Genomic DNA, 17861 nt, shown 5'->3' with positions numbered 1-17861 from the left:
CGAGGCATTAGCAAGGAATTCCTTCTTCCAATTGCGGAGGAGATTTGGTTGGATATCATTTTCTACGGCAAGAACATTTAATTCTTTCTCGCCTTTGAGCAATTGGAGAACTAGGTTGGTTTTAAATTCTGCACTGAAATTTCTTCTTGATCTGGACATAATAAGTACCTTCTTTCTTGGTTTGATTATAGTATATCAGATTCATTAAGAAATGTCTTTTTCAGTGTCTTAATTTATGAGACCATTATAGGGCATCTCGGCGAATGCCTTCTCCGGATATCCGTTCACGATCTGCGTTATCTGCTCAAACATCTCCGTCCGGAAGGACGCAAGCTTCCCTATCGCCTCTTCAAAGGTCGCTTCCTTTGTCAGCAGTTTCTGAATCTCCTTATTCTTTTCTGACCAAACTTTATCCATCTCATTACCCTCCTATTTCCCAATGCCCATATCGTTTTCCGCCAACAATCCGCCACATTGTTTTTTTTATTAGTCCGGTTTAGTTTTGCTCCTTGAGCATTTTCTTTACTGCCTTATCAAAATCTGATTCAATAGGCTGGGTCTTGTTAAATATCTCATATTCGGCATTGGCCTTATCCATCGCCTGCTTATGAGATATTCTTCCGTTATCCTTAAGAATCTTATACTGACGGAATTCAAGAAAAGCATTTACGCTCTTTTCAAACTCTTCCATCGTGAATACATTCTCACGCTCAATCAAATCCTCGATATAATCAAAATATCCTGTAACAGCACGTTCCAACCTTCGAATCTGCTTTTCGTCCAGATAGTTCTTTGCAACTGAAACATCTGATTTCAGTATTCTGCCATCCGGAGCATTCTTCCAGGTTGTAAGTCCCATATGCTCTTTTTCATGATCTGCTGATTCGTATACTATCTCTGCAGCGGTATGATTTGTGATTGCATAATGAAACTTGTTCTGTATCGTTGCATAAAAATGATAAGCCACTTCGGAATCCTTTGTGTAATCAATGCTACACTCAGCAAAAATATCTGTAATCTGCTGCCAGATACGCCGCTCGCTGGCACGAATCGAACGAACTCGCTCCAACAACTCGCGGAAGTAATCTTTTCCGAAAGCAGTTTTTCCTTGCTTCAGTCGGTCATCATCCAGAACAAAGCCTTTCGTCATGTATTCCTTAAGAACTGTAGTAGCCCAGATGCGAAATTTTGTTGCCTTAATTGAATTCACACGATATCCAACAGAAATAATTGCGTCTAGATTGTAAAAAATCGGAGTTCTCTTTACATCTCTGTTTCCTTCTCGTTGAACTATTTCCATTTTGGAAATAGTTGCCTCTTTCGTCAATTCACCTTCATCATATATATTGGAAAGATGTTTCGATATATCAGGCACATTGACGCCAAACAGCTCTGCCATCGCCTTCTGTGTTATCCAAATACTCTCGTCTTTAATGTATGCATTAACAGAAACATCTCCTTCATCTGAATGATAGAGAACCATTTCCATTTGCTTATCAAAATCTCTCATAGAAGGTTATCCTCCTTCCCTTTCACCAATTCCTCATACTTCAACTGGTAAGCAATAAGTCTGGGAATGTATTCCGGTGGTGTTCTCCTTCCCGCTTCCCAGTCTTCCAAAGTGCGAACAGGGATCCCCGTATGCTCTGAAAAGTCTTTACGCGACATCCCTGTGCTTTCTCGTAGTTCTTTTATCGATTTAGCTATATCCATATTCTCCCCCTCGCATTGCGTGTTTATATTCAAAGTATATCACATATTCATTCGAACCACAATATGCATAATCCAATGTCTGGGAAACGACATTTGGATAAGGCTGCGGATATCTTTATTGCACCAATAATCTATAAGCCCTATTGCCCTCTCTATAACAATCTGTTTCAAGAATTGATGACCCATTCTCCCTTCTTGTTTGACCCAATACGACGTATAACATTTTTCTGTACCATAGATCCTAATGCTCTCTTTATAGTCGCGTCGGAACACCCAAGAATTCCCGCCATCTTAGCTCTAGTCAAAGTCGGATCCTGTCTCAAGAGTTCAAGTATCTTTTTCTCTCTTTCACTAAGCTCAACTATGTTTATTGGGTCATTTATTGGGTCAATTCCCCGTTTTATTGGGTCAATCCCCTTCTTTTTCGAAAACATGCCACCCACATGCATTTCTCTGTTATGGAGTTCATTTTTCCCGTCAAGCAGCAGATTTTGCAGGAACAGCTCAAGGAAATCCGTCGTTTCGTAGATTCCTTTTTTAATATTACTGTAATTAGCGCGAACCAATGCATTTCTAAAATACCACGAATGCTCAGCAAACATATCATTATCCGCTTCAAACCCCAATTGCCTCAAATACTTTATAAAGAATACTGCTGTAGTTCGCGTATTTCCTTCGCCAAACACATGAATCTGCCAAAGTCTGGAGATAAAAACCGACAAATGATGGATTACTTCTGTCATTGTTAGCCCATTGTAACGGAAGTTCCTTTCCTGTGAAAAATCATATTCAAGAGTCTCCTTAAGATCAAGTGCATGCCCATATGACACAGTATTTCCATCCAGAACCCATTCTTTCTTAGTGATATTATAATCTCTGATTTTTCCTGCATGAGAATAAATTCCTTTGAACAGTTCTCTATGAATAGATATGTATTGAGCCGGAGAAAATACAAATGCCTTATCTGACAATAATTTTGCAATTCTCTGAGCCACCTTGTCGGCTTCTTCGGTCCCGTGCTCTTTTCTTCCCTGTCTGATCTCGTAATATGAATCAATTAGCTCGCCAGCCTCATCAATGGATATTTCTCCATCAATGTTTTTCCTGGCTGTAGCATAAAGGTATTCGGATGTTTTTAATCCGTCCACATCCTGAAGTCCTATTGCGGCAGACCAGGCCTGACCCATCTCCTTCCTTGAAGGAGGCAGATTCTTTATATATTCCTCAAAAGGATCTTTTTTTATATCATCCATTCGCTTCACCACCTTCTGCATCTTTAATCCGATAGTAATCTTCCATCTTCACATTCAGTTTCACATAAGAATCTGCTTTTCGGTTGTTCACACGCTCGAGGAGCACGCAGCTTTCGACGTTCGGTTCTGTGAGCAACAAAAAAACTATTGCTTTACAAGCGCATACATTTTCATATCGACGATGTTTCCGTTCTTGCCTGTTGCGTGAGCAAGAATTTAACAATATTGAATCAATCAAACATTTTCTGGCCAAGAATAAAATCTATGATATCTACATGTTTTATTCCATTTCTTTTTTGTATCAGATCTCTTCGTGTAATCAGATATTTCGGATAGCCGTCTGCTATGTTTTCAAGAGGCCTGTACTCTCTGTCTTCTGTATTTTTGCTATCCATGATCGTTAAGGCTACTTGTACATAAGCATATTCATTCTGTATGCTGCGCAATACAAAATCACATTCCAAGTTACCAATCCTTCCGACGCTCACCTTATATCCCATTGACCTTGCATATTGATAAACCACGTTTTCAAGCACCGGTCCATAATTTATCCTGTTATCAGTGTTGATCGAAAAGTAAATACTAAGATCAGCCAGATAATACTTCTTTTCATTCTTCATAGAACGTCTGGATTTCATGTCAAAGCGGGTACATTCACTGATGATCTTGGCATCACACAGCGCCTGTATATATCTGGTAATCGTAGGACGAGTAATCGCTATCCCTGTTTTCTTAAGATCATCGCATATGTTACTAATGCTGACAGTTGAACCAAAATTATTTATCACATAATTTCTTACAATATTGAAAGCCTCAACATTCTTGATCTTGACCCGCCCTTTTATGTCCTTATTGAATATGTCGTCAAGAACTGTTTTTACATACAACTGCCTATCATTCAGTTCATCATAAAATAGCGCTTTAGGGAAACCACCGCCAATCAGATATGAGTCAAATTCTCTTAGCATATCTGTGTCGATCATCTTTCCATAAAATGCCTTCATTGCTTCATACTCATCAAACCCAAGAGTCTGAATCTCAAATTCTAAATATCGTCCGGTAAGTTTGGTCGCCAATTCGCCGCTCAACAGGTAAGAGTTAGATCCTGTGATGAAAATAGAATAATCCTCTTCCAGTCTAAGCGCTTCCAATACCGGCTCAAAGCCTTCAACGTTCTGTATCTCATCGATAAAAACATACTTAATTCCCTCGGAGTGTTCACCACCAAACAGTAATTCTTCCAATGCTTCCGGAGTTTTAATATTTTTATAGCCGTATTTGTCAAGGTTATAAAAGAATATATTATTTTTACTCACGCCGCTTTCCATCAATTCTTCTACAACAGTTTGCAGCAGACTCGACTTCCCTGAGCGTCGTATTCCTGTTATAACCTTGATTATGTCAGTATCATGTAAAAAAGGTCTTATTCGTGATATATACTTTTCTCGCCTAAACAGTTTCATATAAAAATCACCTCACGTATATTATACGAGAAGTGATTGAAATATGCAAGTTATTGCAACATTTTTTCACATTTTTGAATTGTTGTATTGTTAACAGGTCTTTTTCTATGTGTGATTTCTGTCCGTCGGACCAGAGATTTGCTTACAGCTTCCTTCAGATTCCACTTCACGATGGACACCCTTGCTATTCGGTCGGCTATACACTTCCCACTATCTGGGCGTGTTCGGGACTTACACCCGTTAGAGCGCGCCCATGGCGCGCAAACGAAAAAGAGATTATCTCTCCAAGGGATAATCTCCTTTTCTTCGTTCTGGTGTTTTTGCAAAATTCCTCCGAGGAATTATTGCAAAAAGAAAGCACCTTAGATTTCTCTAAAGTGCTCCTAATCCTGCAACGTATTCATTTTCCTCATATATAAAATTTTTCAACAAACTTCTCCGGTTGATAAAAATACTCTATATTTTCTCTTATTTTTTCGTCTGTCCAATCCCACCACCGAATTGATAATAGTTTTTCTATCACGTCATCTGAATATCTTTTTCGTATTGGTTTTGCAGGCACACCACCTACTATTGTATACGGTGGGACATCATGAGTTACAACTGCTCCAGCAGCACAAACCGCTCCATCATGAATAGTTACACCTGGCAAAATAATAACATTTTGTCCAATCCATACATCATTTCCAATATTCACTGGGGGATTCTTTCTCGTTGGCTTGTCATAATAAGCCCAACAGTTATCATGGTGCTTTCCATATTTACTTACATATTCGCACTTTTTTTGATACTCCATTTCTGACTCCCATGCTCTATATTCTAATAATCCACTATGTATTGATATTAAATCTAATGAATGATTAAGCACTATTCTTGCCGTGTAATTTATGTTACAATAGCGTCCGATGTTTTCCGCAACTGCAAATGGTGTTAATAATGATTTATACTGTGAAGTTCTTTTACCAACCTTGCAATGCTTATAAAAAATATCAAAATCCATGTTATCTGTGAGACACTCTTCCCATACATTTGCCAAAGCAAAGGTTACTTGGTCAGACTTTATAAACGCTGGTAACGACTTTACTATAGATTTCATAATATTTCCATCTTCGGAAGATACAATTATAACACTTTCCGAGTTTAAGTCTTTCTCTTGTATATCCGATATCTTTAAAACATTATTTCTTATATATGATAACTTGTTATCTATTACACCTTTTTCTGTTATTCCATATCGACCATTCAGTATTTCTTTTACTTGTGTGCCCACAGCCCCAAAAGGGTATATGTAGAATTCTTTTTTTCCATGAAAAATGCAATCCTCTATCTCTGTACATATCATCCTAAATCTGTCATCTATATGCATAATCATCCTCTCCTTTAAAAATGTGTACCTTTTTGGATTTTTTTATTTACAATTACTATTGTATCAAATATCGTGAATTCATGCACATTTTTTCTTTATTTATATTAGTTGAATGCTACAAAAAGCATCATCTTAAAAGGTACACCTTCTTGGATTTTTTAAGTCATCTAAATATGTGGAATTCTTGTACACCTTAGCTTTGTAGTAGAATGTGGATCTTGGCATATTGCACTCTCTGACTGTTTCTGCAACAGATAGCTTCCCCGATTTCCATTTCTGATATACTTCATGGAAGTTCTCGGGCAATTGTTTTGGTGGTCTGCCAAACTTAAATCCCCTTGCTTTTGCTGCAGCGATACCTTCAGCCTGTCTTTGATGAATAGTTCTGTACTCGCTCTCTGCCACATATGAAAGCAAAGCGAGAATCAGATCACTGATAAAGTCGACGCCCGCTCGATCGCTATGATGTTAATAACCGATAGGACACTCAAGCCCTACTCAGGTACATCATACCACAATGAAGAGCTAAAGTCACTATCTCGTCACAGATTTGAATTGGTAAGACGTCGTGCGAGGCTTAAAACCGCTGTTTCAAGGCTGATAGATATTTTGTTTCCTGAGCTTGAAAACCTTGTTCCGACCATCCATATGTCATCTATCTATGCTTTGCTCAGCGAAATGCCCAGCGCTTCACAGATAGCAACGTGTCAACAGAATCCATTTATAAAGCATTTATGACACAAACTTTGCCAAATCCATATATCGCCACAGTATACTATCTGGAGAAGGTTCCTCATACTCCAGATTTTGCCAATAGTATCGTATAACTGTTTCTTTAAGCAAAGGTGCACACTTATCACACAAAACAGCAGGTTTTCTTCCTTTCAAATAGCCTAAATGTGCCGTATCTCCTTCTATAAATGGCTTACCACAATTTGAACAATTACTCCTGTGCTCATTATAAAAAATATCAAGTTCCCTTTTATTTCAGCATCAGAAGACAACTTGTATCTCTTTTTATTCGCATTGTTTTAGTTTTTCACAGTTTTCACACAACCCACTACAATCTTACATTTCAAATTGCGTTATTCCCATATTCCATTTTCAGGATTCCATTTTGCTTTTACTGCTCCTTCAAGCAACGGACAGACAAATTCTTTTACCCTAACCATCATATCTGTCATGGATACCTGGATAAGCGCCTTTTTCTTTTTCAGGAATGAATTCCATCTTGTCTGAAGCATCGGATCATTCAGGAACTCATCTCCGAATGCAGCAGAATCCATCGTCATCTTTGTTTTTCTGTTCTTAAAGGTCTCAACAACAGCATTTCGAAGTTCCTCATATGAGAATTCGTACTTTTGGGATAGAACATAGATGTCATAAAAATCCTTATATCTGCTGTTCAGATAACCGTTATGTATAATAGCTTCCAACTTCTCCGCAATAGATGATTCCAGCGAGTAGGCGTTTACTCGCGGCGGATCCATATTGAGTATAACGGGGAAGTCCATTTTCACTGCATCAGGATAGATCACATCCCCAAAACCGATATCAATGCCAACCGGAATCTTTGTTCGATCAAGATATCCAACGGCTGAGATGTGAAGACCGTGATATCCCTTAAACTCCGTTATGTCCTCCACAGCTATAGAATCTGTATCAAATACAAGCGCATCATCGATATCCTGAGAGAGAATATCTCGGAATACGCTCTTCATCTCTTCACCACTATTGGAAATACGCCTTGCAAGTAAATCCACATCCGTCGTTGCCCGTTCATATTTGCGGTTAAATATCGCATACAAGAAGATGCCGCCTTTTAAAACAAATTGATCCGCATATTTGGACACGGAAATGCGGTAAATTGTTCTCTCCAACCCGTAATAAGTAAGGGCTTCCTGAAAAGTACAGCCGTTTTTTACTGCGAAGTTCTTAAGTCTCGCCTTTACTGAATCAGCATTCATTACACAAGCACCTCCAGATACGTTCTTACAATCTTCTCGCAGCGCAGACGTTTTGCATAAGCATAAAGCCTGTCAATCTGCCTGTCCCTGCGTTTCAGGTAATTCCTGAGCACCTCAGCTGTCTCCTCAATACCGATTTTGTTCCTGTAGTAAATGATATCGACCACGGTTTTCTCGATATCGAAGATGTGGAAGCAGTTATCGCCATCCCTGACTTCAGTTACTCCGAGATCCATCCGAGATGGATCAAAATAAAAGAGCCTGATCACCGGCCATTCCGGTAGCGTATTAACCTTTTTCTTTCTTTCAATAGCAACATCCACGGCATCAGGAAGGAAATTGGTAAGTTCGTAATACCGTGCTGCACTCATCAGACATATAACACCATTCGGTACAAAAGCTTCCGCGCTGAAAAAGTCGTTCTCATCACCCGTATATGTGAGGTTTTCATAAGTGCTCCGGTTTACCCGTGACAGTATACCTTGTTCTTCAAGCTTACCAATCTTGTAATATGAATAGCCCAGATCCTTCAGTTCGCTAGTTGTGATAAACTTCTTGTTTTCAGCGAATATGTTCACATGAATCACCTCCGCTTATATTATACACGATTCGAAGAAATATTTCAACTAAATTCGGCAGTTATTTTTATTAGCCGAACTAAATCAAAGGTCATCAAAGTCCGGTAGTAAGATTAATGATATAAAATGAGCTACTGATAATTTTATGCATCAGTTATGCACCTTTGCATCCGCTTTTCGGTTGCTCACCCGCTCCAAAAGTGCGATACTTTCCACATGCCCACTCCACGGAAACATATCTACCGGCCTCACCTTTTTCACAGAATATGCCACTTCCCCCTCTCCCTCACACAAAATCTTCACGTCCCTAGCGAGGGTTGCCGGATCACAGCTAACATACACGACTCGTGCGGGTGCCATCTTTAGAATTGTGGCGAGCAGTGAAGCGTCGCATCCCTTTCTCGGTGGATCAACTACAACCACATCAGGATGCATAACTTCCTCGCCCTCGCGCTCTATTATTTCACGAGAGCCCACCACATCCTCTGCTGCCCCGCAGTAAAAAGCTGTGTTCTTGAGACCATTTAACCTTGCATTTTCCTTGGCATTTTTGATGGCATCCTCAACGATTTCCACCCCAATAACTTTTCCCGAAGCCCCGACTTTATCCGCCAGGAAAAGAGAAATAGTCCCGATGCCGCAATACATATCCCAGACCACCTCACCACCGCGGATTCCTGCGAATTCAAGGGCGGTATTATAGAGTTTTTCCGTTTGCACCGGGTTCACCTGATAGAAGGAGTGAGGGGAAATCTTATACTTCATATCTCCGATGTTATCAATTAGATTTCCGTCGCCATAGATTGCTCGCATCTCCCTGCCAAGCACCACGTTAGTGCGCTCTGTATTGGAATTCACCAGAATCGTCGAAACCTTGTCTGACATCTCCCTGACAATCGCCTCGCCGTACTTCTCAACAAATCCATCGATGTCACTGTTCACAACGATACAAGCCATGACATCCCCACTTATATGCGCACTTCTGATATATATATGCCTGACTATTCCCGTGTGGTTTTTCTCATCATAGGGAGCGATTCCCATATCCCTCATTATACTTATAAATGTTCCGACTACGGGTCTAAAGCTCTCATTCTCCAAAAAGCACTCATCCACAGGGATGACGTCATGTGTCCGACCTGCAAAGAAGCCCGTCACAATCTGCCCATCCTTTCCCATCCTAACGGGAAGCTGAACTTTATTGCGATAATACCAAGGCTCATCCATGCCTATTATGTTCTGGAACTGCGGAACATTTTCTACTGCCGTAGAACCACTTTTGCAATCCTCTTCTACCGGGGATTCAAAGCAAACTCCCCCGATTCGCTCTAGACAGTCTTTTACCTTTTTCTCTTTATATGCAAGCTGCTTTTCGTAAGTCATATGCTGCAGAGAGCATCCTCCGCACTGCCTGGCGACCTCACATCTTGGCTGAATTCTTCCGGCTTCGGCTGGGCTCTCCAGCACCTCCACCAGCCTTGCAAATCCATAGTTTTTCTTGCACTTCATTATCCCCACTCTCACTCGCTCTCCGGGGAGTGCACCAACTACAAATAGGGCATAGCCATCAATATGGCCAATGCCCTCTCCGTTAGTTCCTAAATCGTCTATATACAATTCAACAATCTGATTCTTTTTAAATGTCATTTCTCCACCATATCAGCTCTTGGTTCCTATTCTTCCCTAGAGGTCTGTCTGACATTGCTGTCGAGAACTCTGCTGAATCCAAGCCAACCCATGTTATCTCCGGCCTTCTCAAACATCTCAGTCATCGTCTGGAGTTTTGCATCTGTATTGTCCGCCATATGGAGTGCCATAGCCTCAACCAATGCCGGCACCTTTGGCGAGCCAAATTCAAGCTTTCCATGATGAGCCAAGATGCAGTGAATCAGCTCTGTCTTCAACTTTTCCGGAAATCCCGGTATGCTAGATGCCGCTGCGTCAACTTTCGAAGCACCTATGTAAATATGTCCCAAAAGCTGTCCTTCGTCTGAGTAATCATTCTTCGGAAACTTTGTAAATTCTTCAATCTTTCCGATATCATGGAACAATGCTGCTGCAATCAATAAATCTCTATTAATCACAGGATAATGTTCCGCATAATACTGACACATATTAGTCACGCTGAGAGTGTGCTCCAAAAGCCCACCCCAGAATCCGTGATGCACACTTTTGGCCGCCGAATTCTCGGAAAATGCCTTGACAAATTTCTGATCCTCAACAAAAAACATCTTCAAAAGCTTTGACAGATATGGGTTTGTGACGCTTTGAACGTATTGATTAATCTCTCCCAACATCTGACCTCTATCCTTCTTAGTTGTAGGAATATAGTCAGCGGGATCGAATTCACCTTCATCTGCCACTCTCACTCTGCTAATGTTTATTTGAAGATTTCCCTGATAACTAGTCACGAATCCCTCGCAACTGATATAATCAAGCTCCTCAAAATTATTAATGGCATTGGTCAGATCCCAAATCTTGCCATCAACAGCTCCTGTCTTATCCTGAAGCATAAGTGAATAGTATGTTTTTCCAGCCTTTGACTTCAGTATCTGCTTCTGCTTACACAGATATACTCCTGAAAACTTATCTCCTTCGCGGTAGTCCTTAATGTAATACATAAATCGCCCCTCCTATTTGGCCTTTGCTGTAACCTTCACAAAATCGCCGTAAACTTTCTTCTTGCCCACCTTGCAGTACCCTCTTACTTTGTAGCTGTACTTCATTCCTCGGACAAGCATCTTGCAACGATATCCTGTAATATTATTCTTCTTCAGAGTCTTCACTCTGTTAAAACTCGTCTTAAATCCTGAAACATGGACTTTCATATATACCTGGTAACCCGCCATCGACTTGTTGCGCGCCCACTTGACATAGATTCCTCCACTCACGCCGTAAGCCTTTACTTTCTTGAGTTTCCCGGGCTTTGTGGTATATGTGCCTGTCTTCGTCACAGTTGACTCGATTACCTCATCGTCCTCAGCCTTATACTTGGCTGCAACCTTGTAAGTATACTTAGCTCCAAGACCAAGCTTTGCATCGCTGTATGTCGCCGCTTTTACTGTGGCTATCGCGGAATATTTTCCCTTTCCTTTTTTTCTGTAAATAGCATAGCTAACTGCACCTTTTACCCCAGTCCAAGTAACTTTTGCCTTCTTCCATGAGCCATTTTTCTTGGTAGTCACCTTGGCCGTTGCCTGAAGCACGTGGTACTTAAGCCCCTTTTCTGTGGCGTACTTCTGCGCTTTATATCCGCTCTTGCCCCAGAACTGAATCTCTGTATTCTTGGAAAATGTTCCGTCACCGAGGATCTCCGCATCACTTGCCAGAACCAAGTTCTTCAAGAAAAGGCAGTCGGCGAATGTATTATCTGCGATTCCTGTGACTTTTTTCCCGTCAACCTTTGCCGGCAAATATAGGGTTGTCACATTTTTATCACCTGTATATGCAACGATCTCGCACGACTTCCCGTCAGTGCTCTTTGCCACTCTGTAGCAATCCTTGTCTTTGACAACTAATCTCTTACTTGGTGTCACAATTGGGGACACTGCCGGAGTAGCTGAACCGGGAACAATACTAGCATCCGGACTCTCTACTGATGGGGTCTCAGAATTCAAACCACTCTGTCCTATTGTGGGAATTTGTTCCGCTTTTAAATTTCCGGGCACATATATGCTAGAAAGCGCAAGTGCCACTATCAATAATGTTACGATTTTATCTCTCATTTTTTTTCTTCCTTCCTTTTACATCTAGCTTAACAACAAACTGTCAATACATTTTAACACAAACCGCAAAAAATGTAAAGCTGGGGGCAAAACGAGCCTTATTTTTCTTGACACTTTCCCCCTTATCATATATAATTTTAGTTAGATGTGAGGTGTGATGGAATGATTTGTAAACATAGTTTTTATGCTATATTTATGTCCATTCGTTGGCACCCAAAAAAGTATAGGAGGTCTTCGTAATATGAAGGAAAGAAACATTGCGGTATGTGTAATACTAAGTATTGTAACATGTGGTATTTACGGTATCTACTGGATGTATTGCCTCGTAGAAGAGAGTAATACAATGACAGGATGCGACGGTCCAGGAGGAGTAACAGTAATCTTGCTTACTATCGTAACATGTGGTATCTATGGTTGGTACTGGTTGTATTCTGTAGGTAAGAGAATCGACGAGCTTCAGGAGAGCGAAGGTTCAGCAGGTGGAAACAATGCAATTCTCTACCTCATCCTTGCAATCTTCGAGTTGGCAATCGTTGACTACTGCTTGATTCAGAATGAGATTAACAAGCGTGCATAATTACGCTTCTTACGTAAAAGGAGTTTTATGATGAAAAAAAGAGCATTACAAGTTATTATTTTTAACCTGTCTTTGCTCTTTTTTTTATTGCTATATTATAAGATTGCATCTATCACGGGATTCTACATCCCCTGCATGTTTAAAAAGATAACCGGACTCAAGTGCCCCGGTTGTGGAATGACGCATATGGTTCACAGTACACTCCACTTTGATTTCCACCAGGCTTTTCTTGACAATCCGGTTGTATTTATCATCTGTTTGATTGCCGTTCCATTTGTCATACGAAAAATCATAATCTACATACGCACCGGCGAGCTAGGAGAGACCAAATTCGACAAAATAATCATGTTAGTTGCCGTCATCATCCTGCTCATTTTCGGCGTTGTCAGGAACATAATTGGCATATAATTGGTTGCAAAATACTACTTAGATTTCTTCTTTTTCTTGGAGTTTTTCTCCTTTTCTCTCTTCGATCCACCATGTCCGGAGATAGCCGAAACACTAACCACCGGATCGATATACTTACTTGCATAATAGCGGTAAAGTGCCTTATACTCATCACTATGATTATCTGTGGCATGGCCGTGCATCTCGTCAAACGAGCTGTCATCTTTGGCTTTTTTGATGACATGAAGGGATACATTGGCAGCATGTGCTGAGATTCTCTCAAAACTATTAATCATATCAAAGAGCGAAACACCGCCCTCACTACTACAGATACCCTCCTGAAGACGCTCTATATGGCGCTCCTTGATGACTTCCTTCAGGTCATTTACTGCATCATACAGCGGCTCTACCCTCGTGGCAATAGCCATATCTTCATCTCTGAAAGCACTCATCGTAGTCTCTAATACATATTCCACTGCAGATATAATAACTCCGACCTCATCGTGTCCGCCCTTAGAAAAGCTGATTCCCTGCTCATTCTTCTCCTTGGCAACATATGCTATATTCATACAGTAGTCGCCCATTCGCTCGAAATCTCCGATAGAATTCAGTATCTCATGCATAAGGAGCTTATTCTCATGGGTAAGTCTCTTGCGATCGATTCGAATAACATATGCAGACAAAGCCGTCTCGCACTGATCTATAAAACTCTCATTTTCCTCCAACATCTCCATCTTGCTTTCATCATACTCATATATGAGTCCGACTGCCAGCTCGTAGTTGGCGATAATGGCATCGCTCATCCTTCCCATCACCTCGCGACACTGCTCTAGCGCAACTGTCGGTGTATTAAGAAGCATGTCATCAAGCGCAACAAACTCGCCATCTGACTTCTTGTCCACTCCGCCGACTATTTTCTCTGTGAACTTCGCGATGGTCTCCGAGAAAGGAATCAATACCAAACTGGCAATGAGGTTGAACAACAAGTGAACTGTCGCTATGCTTCCTCTGTTTGTGATATCGCTCATAAATGCAAGTCCAACCGTATTATTGAGAATCAAGATAATAGCTGAGAATATCACCGCTCCCGCCAAGTTAAAGAGAAGATGTCCCACAACTAATCTCTTGGAATTCCTGTTCGAACCAATACTTCTAATAAATGTGGCGGAACATTTTCCAAGATTTTCACCGATTATGATGGGAATAGCTACCGAATAGCTTATAATTCCCGTAACCGTAAGCGCCTGCAAAACACCCACTGACGCCGTTGAACTCTGAAGCAGGATAGTCACGATTATTCCCAAAACTACGCCAAGAATAGGATTTCTCAGATAGTCGACAAACACGCGAAATTGTTGGATGTCGCGAAGCATCTCAAAAACCTCTTCCATGAGGAGCATTCCGTAAAACAGCAAACCGAGCCCCACTAGCACACCCGCTATATTCTTCATCTTGTCGCTCTTGATGAAGAGAATGATAAATGCTCCGATACCCGCAAGCAATGGCGCAATGGCAATCGGGCTAACCAACTCCGCAGCAATACTTCCATCACCCACGTCTCCAAGACGCAGAATCTGGGCTGTCATAGTACTTCCAACATTAGCACCAAATACAGCCGGGAGAGCCTGAGCCACCTTCATGATACCCGCATTGATAAATCCAACCAGCATAATCGTCGTAGCCGCCGAGCTCTGAACCACAGCTGTCACGCCCATTCCAAGCCCCCATCCCTTTATGGGATTCATTCTTTTTTTCTTATCTGTCGTCACTCTCTCAAGTCGTCTCTCAAGAGCTCCTCCCGCAAATTTACCTATGGATGAATCTAGGAGATTCATACCGTATAAAAACATTCCAATTCCGCCTAATAGCTTTAATATCGACATTATATCCATGTCTATTCTCCTCAAATCTCTAGTCTGTAGGGCACATCACTCAGACTATCTCTTCACTAACCTAATCAAACTACAAACAACGAATATTCCTACATTTGCCGCCACTATAGTAGAACCGACAGGTGTTCCTGCTATGATAGAGATAAACATCCCCACCAATGCGCATATAATGGCGAAGATCCCCGAACAAATCGTAACTCTCTTAAAGCTGTTAAATATTCTCATGGCCGAGAGCGCCGGGAATATAATCAAGGCCGATATCAGAAGTGATCCAACCAGGTTCATGGCCAAGACAATGATAACCGCAATTATCACTGCCAATAGCAGATTGTAACTCCCCGTCTTTACTCCTGATGCTTTCGAGAAGTTCTCATCAAAGGTGATGGCAAAAATCTTGTTGTAAAACAAGACAAAAGCGATAATCACCACAACCGAAAATGATATACAAATCCCCACATCAATATCGCTCAGCGTCAGAATCGCCGATGAGCCAAACAGAGTAGAACACACATCTCCCCCTAGGTTCGACGATGTGGAGAAAATATTCATAAGCAAATATCCAAATGCCAATGCACTGACGGACAACATGGCAATTGCCGCATCACCCTTTATCTTAGTATTTTGACCGGGTCTCAGCAAAAGCACAGCCGCGAGAACCGTCACGGGCATAATTATCAACATATTGTTAGTCACTTTCAGCACACTGGCAATGGCCAATGCTCCAAAAGCCACATGAGACAGTCCATCTCCGATAAATGACAGCCTCTTGAGAACCAGCGTCACGCCCAAAAGCGACGCACAAAGCGCTATCAAAATGCCCACGATAAGCGCTCTCTGAACGGGCGGAAACTGCAAATACTCTACAATCTTATCCCACATCTTCCGCACCTCCATCCTGGTTCACACCCTCGAGAAAGTACCTTCCAATCTCACTGTTTCTATAGTCTTCCTTCGTTCCGAAGAACACGCGATTTCCCACATGAAGAATGTTGCTCGCATATTTCACGGCCGCCTCAATATCATGACTAATCATAATTATGGTGACACCCTCGTCATTCAGCGTCTTGATGATTTCATACATCTCCATAGTCACCTTGGGATCAAGTCCTGATACCGGTTCGTCTAAAAGAAGTATCCTCCTGGTAGCACATAGCGCCCTCGCAAGAAGCACCCTCTGCTGCTGTCCTCCGGACAAATGCCTGTAACTCTTTCCCGCTATGTCGAGGATCCCCAGCTTCTCCATGGCCTCTCTGACCATCTTTTTTTCTTCTCTATTGTAAAATGGTCTGATGCCCATTCTCGCCTGACATCCGGATTGAACCACCTCTTGCACCGATGCCGGAAAATCTCTCTGAACCACGGTTTGCTGTGGCAAATAGCCAATCTCATTCCGCTTCAGCCCGTCTCCCACTTGGATCTCTCCACTTATGGGCTCCTGCAACCCAAGCAATGTCTTCATAAGAGTTGACTTTCCGGAGCCATTCTCTCCAACCACGCAGAGATAATCTCCCTCTTCGACAGAAAAGCTGATATTTTCCGCAACAATCCTAGAAGAATAACCCAATGTTAAGTTGTCAACTTTTAACAATGACATCTCGTTCCTCCTATATCAAATCATAGAACCTCTCTGCACTTAGCCAAAACAGATTCTATAGTTGTATCCATATCATAGTACTTATACTCTCCCAGCCTTCCCCCGAAGATAACCTTTTCTTCGGCATCTGCCAGCTTTTTGTACTCTCCATACAGGCTCGAATTCTTCTCATCATTCACCGGATAATATGGTTCATCTCCCGGCTTCCACTCCGATGAAAACTCTCTGCTGATAATGGTCTTCGGAAGGTCGTTCCCCTCCTCGTCCTTACCAAACTCAAACCACTTGTGCTCAATTATTCTCGTCCAAGGAGTCTCTCTATCTGTATAATTCACCGCCGCATTTCCCTGAAAACTTGGCTTGTCATATGTCTCATTTTCAAATCTGACCGACCTGTACTCGAGAGTCCCCAATTTGTAATCAAAGTAGGCGTCAATCGCTCCCGTATATACTATATTCTCTGCGATAGAGCTGTAGTGTTCTCTATTTTCCAAGAAGTCCACCTCAGTTTCCACCTCTATCCCCTTCAGAATATTTTCAATCATCCTCGTATATCCACCGATTGGGATTCCCTGATACTTTGCATTAAAGTAATTGTTATCATAGGTCAAGCGAACCGGAAGACGCTTGATGATAAATGCCGGAAGGTCCTTACAATCCCTTCCCCACTGCTTCTCCGTATATCCTTTAATCAATTTCTCATAGATGTCGCGCCCCACCAAAGAAATCGCCTGCTCCTCGAGATTAGTTGGCTCATGGTCAATCTCCTCACGCTGCTTGGCGATGATAGCCTCAGCCTCCTCTGGCGTAGCCACATCCCACATCTTATTAAATGTATACATATTAAAAGGTAGCGAGTAAATCTCACCCTTGTAATTAGCCACCGGGCTGTTGGTAAATCGATTGAACTCCGCATATCTATTTACATAATCCCACACTTCCCTGTTATTTGTGTGGAAGATATGGGCCCCGTACTTATGCACATTTATGCCCTCAATCTTCTCCGTATAAATATTCCCACCGACATTGGGCCTCTTGTCAATAACTAGGACTTTCTTTCCCTTATCTGCAGCTTCTCTTGCAAAAATCGCGCCATATAGGCCGGCTCCCACAACCAAATAATCGTACATATTTCTATTCCTTTCACATAACATCTACTCAGGGGCCTTCTCCCCTAATGTTACATTATACCATACAAGGCAAGTTTTATCAATCAGCAAAAAAGGCCAGCCACATTGGCTAGCCTTCGATACTTATCTTTTTTATAAAATATTCTTTGTTAATATTATCATACGTCAACTCCAATGGAATAAAGCACTCATGTAAAGTATTCCTTATGACGCATA

18 protein-coding genes and 2 pseudogenes are annotated in these 17861 nt (G+C 41.6%); 3 read left to right on the top strand and 17 right to left on the bottom strand.

Translation table 11 applies throughout. The annotated features are described in order from the left end of the window. The 8 genes and pseudogenes from L877_RS14600 to L877_RS13100 form a co-directional block, all read right to left on the bottom strand. Positions 1-159, bottom strand: a 159-nt coding sequence (locus L877_RS14600) for a transposase (RefSeq protein WP_034785712.1), incomplete at its 3' end; no start/stop codon positions are given. A 69-nt stretch (positions 160-228) separates the two neighbouring features. Beyond that, positions 229-417, bottom strand: coding sequence for a hypothetical protein (locus L877_RS0110845; RefSeq protein WP_026836091.1), 189 nt, complete (start codon positions 415-417; stop codon positions 229-231). A 79-nt stretch (positions 418-496) separates the two neighbouring features. Then, positions 497-1510 (bottom strand): virulence RhuM family protein, encoded by a 1014-nt coding sequence (locus L877_RS0110840; RefSeq protein ID WP_026836090.1) that lies wholly within the window; start codon positions 1508-1510, stop codon positions 497-499. Further along, the gene (locus L877_RS0110835; RefSeq protein ID WP_026836089.1) at positions 1507-1713 is read right to left on the bottom strand and encodes a helix-turn-helix domain-containing protein; all 207 of its coding nucleotides are present in this window, start codon (positions 1711-1713) and stop codon (positions 1507-1509) included. The genes L877_RS0110840 and L877_RS0110835 overlap by 4 nt, the downstream gene beginning before the upstream one ends. A gap of 167 nt (positions 1714-1880) precedes the next feature. Next, positions 1881-2966 carry a Fic family protein gene (locus L877_RS0110830; RefSeq protein ID WP_026836088.1) on the bottom strand — a complete coding sequence of 362 codons (1086 nt, stop codon included), beginning with the start codon at positions 2964-2966 and terminating at the stop codon, positions 1881-1883. 230 nt (positions 2967-3196) lie between these two features. After that, complete coding sequence (locus L877_RS0110825; protein WP_026836087.1) at positions 3197-4429, bottom strand: ATP-binding protein; 1233 nt, start codon at positions 4427-4429, stop codon at positions 3197-3199. A 552-nt stretch (positions 4430-4981) separates the two neighbouring features. Beyond that, positions 4982-5120 (bottom strand): annotated as a pseudogene (locus L877_RS14595) (DapH/DapD/GlmU-related protein); the annotation flags it as partial. An 807-nt stretch (positions 5121-5927) separates the two neighbouring features. After that, entirely contained in the window at positions 5928-6212 is a 285-nt protein-coding gene (locus tag L877_RS13100) for a recombinase family protein (RefSeq protein WP_051437832.1), read from the bottom strand. A 15-nt stretch (positions 6213-6227) separates the two neighbouring features. On the opposite strand from L877_RS13100, the pseudogene L877_RS13990 reads away from it, so the two are divergent. Next, a pseudogene (locus L877_RS13990) lies at positions 6228-6497 on the top strand (IS110 family transposase); the annotation flags it as partial. A 383-nt stretch (positions 6498-6880) separates the two neighbouring features. Here the strand turns inward: L877_RS13990 and L877_RS0110800 are convergent. The 5 genes from L877_RS0110800 to L877_RS0110780 all read right to left on the bottom strand — a co-directional run bounded on the left by L877_RS0110800 (position 6881) and on the right by L877_RS0110780 (position 12065). Further along, positions 6881-7762, bottom strand: coding sequence for a nucleotidyl transferase AbiEii/AbiGii toxin family protein (locus tag L877_RS0110800; RefSeq protein WP_026836085.1), 882 nt, complete (start codon positions 7760-7762; stop codon positions 6881-6883). Continuing rightward, positions 7762-8340 carry a type IV toxin-antitoxin system AbiEi family antitoxin domain-containing protein gene (locus L877_RS0110795; RefSeq protein ID WP_034785709.1) on the bottom strand — a complete coding sequence of 193 codons (579 nt, stop codon included), beginning with the start codon at positions 8338-8340 and terminating at the stop codon, positions 7762-7764. Before L877_RS0110795 ends, L877_RS0110800 begins: the two co-directional genes overlap by 1 nt. A 150-nt stretch (positions 8341-8490) precedes the next feature. Next, positions 8491-9987, bottom strand: coding sequence for a 23S rRNA (uracil(1939)-C(5))-methyltransferase RlmD (rlmD, locus tag L877_RS13095; RefSeq protein WP_034785707.1), 1497 nt, complete (start codon positions 9985-9987; stop codon positions 8491-8493). 26 nt (positions 9988-10013) lie between these two features. Further along, positions 10014-10961 (bottom strand): 3'-5' exoribonuclease YhaM family protein, encoded by a 948-nt coding sequence (locus tag L877_RS0110785; protein ID WP_026836083.1) that lies wholly within the window; start codon positions 10959-10961, stop codon positions 10014-10016. 12 nt (positions 10962-10973) lie between these two features. Continuing rightward, positions 10974-12065, bottom strand: a complete 1092-nt coding sequence (locus L877_RS0110780; RefSeq protein ID WP_026836082.1) for a fibronectin type III domain-containing protein — start codon at positions 12063-12065, stop codon at positions 10974-10976. A gap of 241 nt (positions 12066-12306) precedes the next feature. On the opposite strand from L877_RS0110780, the gene L877_RS0110775 reads away from it, so the two are divergent. Together L877_RS0110775 and L877_RS13090 are read left to right on the top strand one after the other, a co-directional pair. Then, positions 12307-12642: a DUF4234 domain-containing protein gene (locus tag L877_RS0110775; RefSeq protein WP_026836081.1), complete on the top strand. Its 336-nt coding sequence runs from the start codon at positions 12307-12309 to the stop codon at positions 12640-12642. 27 nt (positions 12643-12669) lie between these two features. Then, positions 12670-13050, top strand: coding sequence for a DUF2752 domain-containing protein (locus tag L877_RS13090; protein WP_084554875.1), 381 nt, complete (start codon positions 12670-12672; stop codon positions 13048-13050). 14 nt (positions 13051-13064) lie between these two features. Here L877_RS13090 and L877_RS13085 read toward each other — a convergent pair whose 3' ends face one another. Genes L877_RS13085 through glf form a run of 4 tightly spaced genes read right to left on the bottom strand, consistent with a single transcriptional unit; the run spans position 13065 to position 17645 of the window. After that, positions 13065-14921 (bottom strand): Na/Pi cotransporter family protein, encoded by a 1857-nt coding sequence (locus L877_RS13085; protein ID WP_051437829.1) that lies wholly within the window; start codon positions 14919-14921, stop codon positions 13065-13067. A gap of 45 nt (positions 14922-14966) precedes the next feature. Further along, the gene (locus tag L877_RS0110760; RefSeq protein ID WP_026836080.1) at positions 14967-15800 is read right to left on the bottom strand and encodes a metal ABC transporter permease; all 834 of its coding nucleotides are present in this window, start codon (positions 15798-15800) and stop codon (positions 14967-14969) included. After that, positions 15790-16515 carry a metal ABC transporter ATP-binding protein gene (locus L877_RS0110755; protein WP_026836079.1) on the bottom strand — a complete coding sequence of 242 codons (726 nt, stop codon included), beginning with the start codon at positions 16513-16515 and terminating at the stop codon, positions 15790-15792. Before L877_RS0110755 ends, L877_RS0110760 begins: the two co-directional genes overlap by 11 nt. A 20-nt stretch (positions 16516-16535) precedes the next feature. Further along, a complete protein-coding gene (gene glf / locus L877_RS0110750) occupies positions 16536-17645 on the bottom strand; it encodes a UDP-galactopyranose mutase (RefSeq protein ID WP_026836078.1) in 1110 nt (369 codons plus the stop codon). Between the last annotated feature and the right edge of the window lie 216 nt (positions 17646-17861).

The sequence above is a fragment of the Eubacterium xylanophilum ATCC 35991 genome (assembly GCF_000518685.1).
Classification (GTDB): Bacteria; Bacillota; Clostridia; order Lachnospirales; family Lachnospiraceae; genus Eubacterium_F; species Eubacterium_F xylanophilum.
This window is presented reverse-complemented; position numbering and strand designations above follow the sequence as displayed.

What these genes read in the sequence shown, in the direction of transcription:
- L877_RS0110845 (WP_026836091.1), bottom strand. Translation starts at nt 417, where the DNA reads ATGGATAAAGTTTGGTCAGAAAAGAATAAGGAGATTCAGAAACTGCTG.
- L877_RS0110840 (WP_026836090.1), bottom strand. Translation starts at nt 1,510, where the DNA reads ATGAGAGATTTTGATAAGCAAATGGAAATGGTTCTCTATCATTCAGAT.
- L877_RS0110835 (WP_026836089.1), bottom strand. Translation starts at nt 1,713, where the DNA reads ATGGATATAGCTAAATCGATAAAAGAACTACGAGAAAGCACAGGGATG.
- L877_RS0110830 (WP_026836088.1), bottom strand. Translation starts at nt 2,966, where the DNA reads ATGGATGATATAAAAAAAGATCCTTTTGAGGAATATATAAAGAATCTG.
- L877_RS0110825 (WP_026836087.1), bottom strand. Translation starts at nt 4,429, where the DNA reads ATGAAACTGTTTAGGCGAGAAAAGTATATATCACGAATAAGACCTTTT.
- L877_RS0110800 (WP_026836085.1), bottom strand. Translation starts at nt 7,762, where the DNA reads ATGAATGCTGATTCAGTAAAGGCGAGACTTAAGAACTTCGCAGTAAAA.
- rlmD (WP_034785707.1), bottom strand. Translation starts at nt 9,987, where the DNA reads ATGACATTTAAAAAGAATCAGATTGTTGAATTGTATATAGACGATTTA.
- L877_RS0110785 (WP_026836083.1), bottom strand. Translation starts at nt 10,961, where the DNA reads ATGTATTACATTAAGGACTACCGCGAAGGAGATAAGTTTTCAGGAGTA.
- L877_RS0110780 (WP_026836082.1), bottom strand. Translation starts at nt 12,065, where the DNA reads ATGAGAGATAAAATCGTAACATTATTGATAGTGGCACTTGCGCTTTCT.
- L877_RS0110775 (WP_026836081.1), top strand. Translation starts at nt 12,307, where the DNA reads ATGAAGGAAAGAAACATTGCGGTATGTGTAATACTAAGTATTGTAACA.
- L877_RS13090 (WP_084554875.1), top strand. Translation starts at nt 12,670, where the DNA reads ATGATGAAAAAAAGAGCATTACAAGTTATTATTTTTAACCTGTCTTTG.
- L877_RS13085 (WP_051437829.1), bottom strand. Translation starts at nt 14,921, where the DNA reads ATGGATATAATGTCGATATTAAAGCTATTAGGCGGAATTGGAATGTTT.
- L877_RS0110760 (WP_026836080.1), bottom strand. Translation starts at nt 15,800, where the DNA reads ATGTGGGATAAGATTGTAGAGTATTTGCAGTTTCCGCCCGTTCAGAGA.
- L877_RS0110755 (WP_026836079.1), bottom strand. Translation starts at nt 16,515, where the DNA reads ATGTCATTGTTAAAAGTTGACAACTTAACATTGGGTTATTCTTCTAGG.
- glf (WP_026836078.1), bottom strand. Translation starts at nt 17,645, where the DNA reads ATGTACGATTATTTGGTTGTGGGAGCCGGCCTATATGGCGCGATTTTT.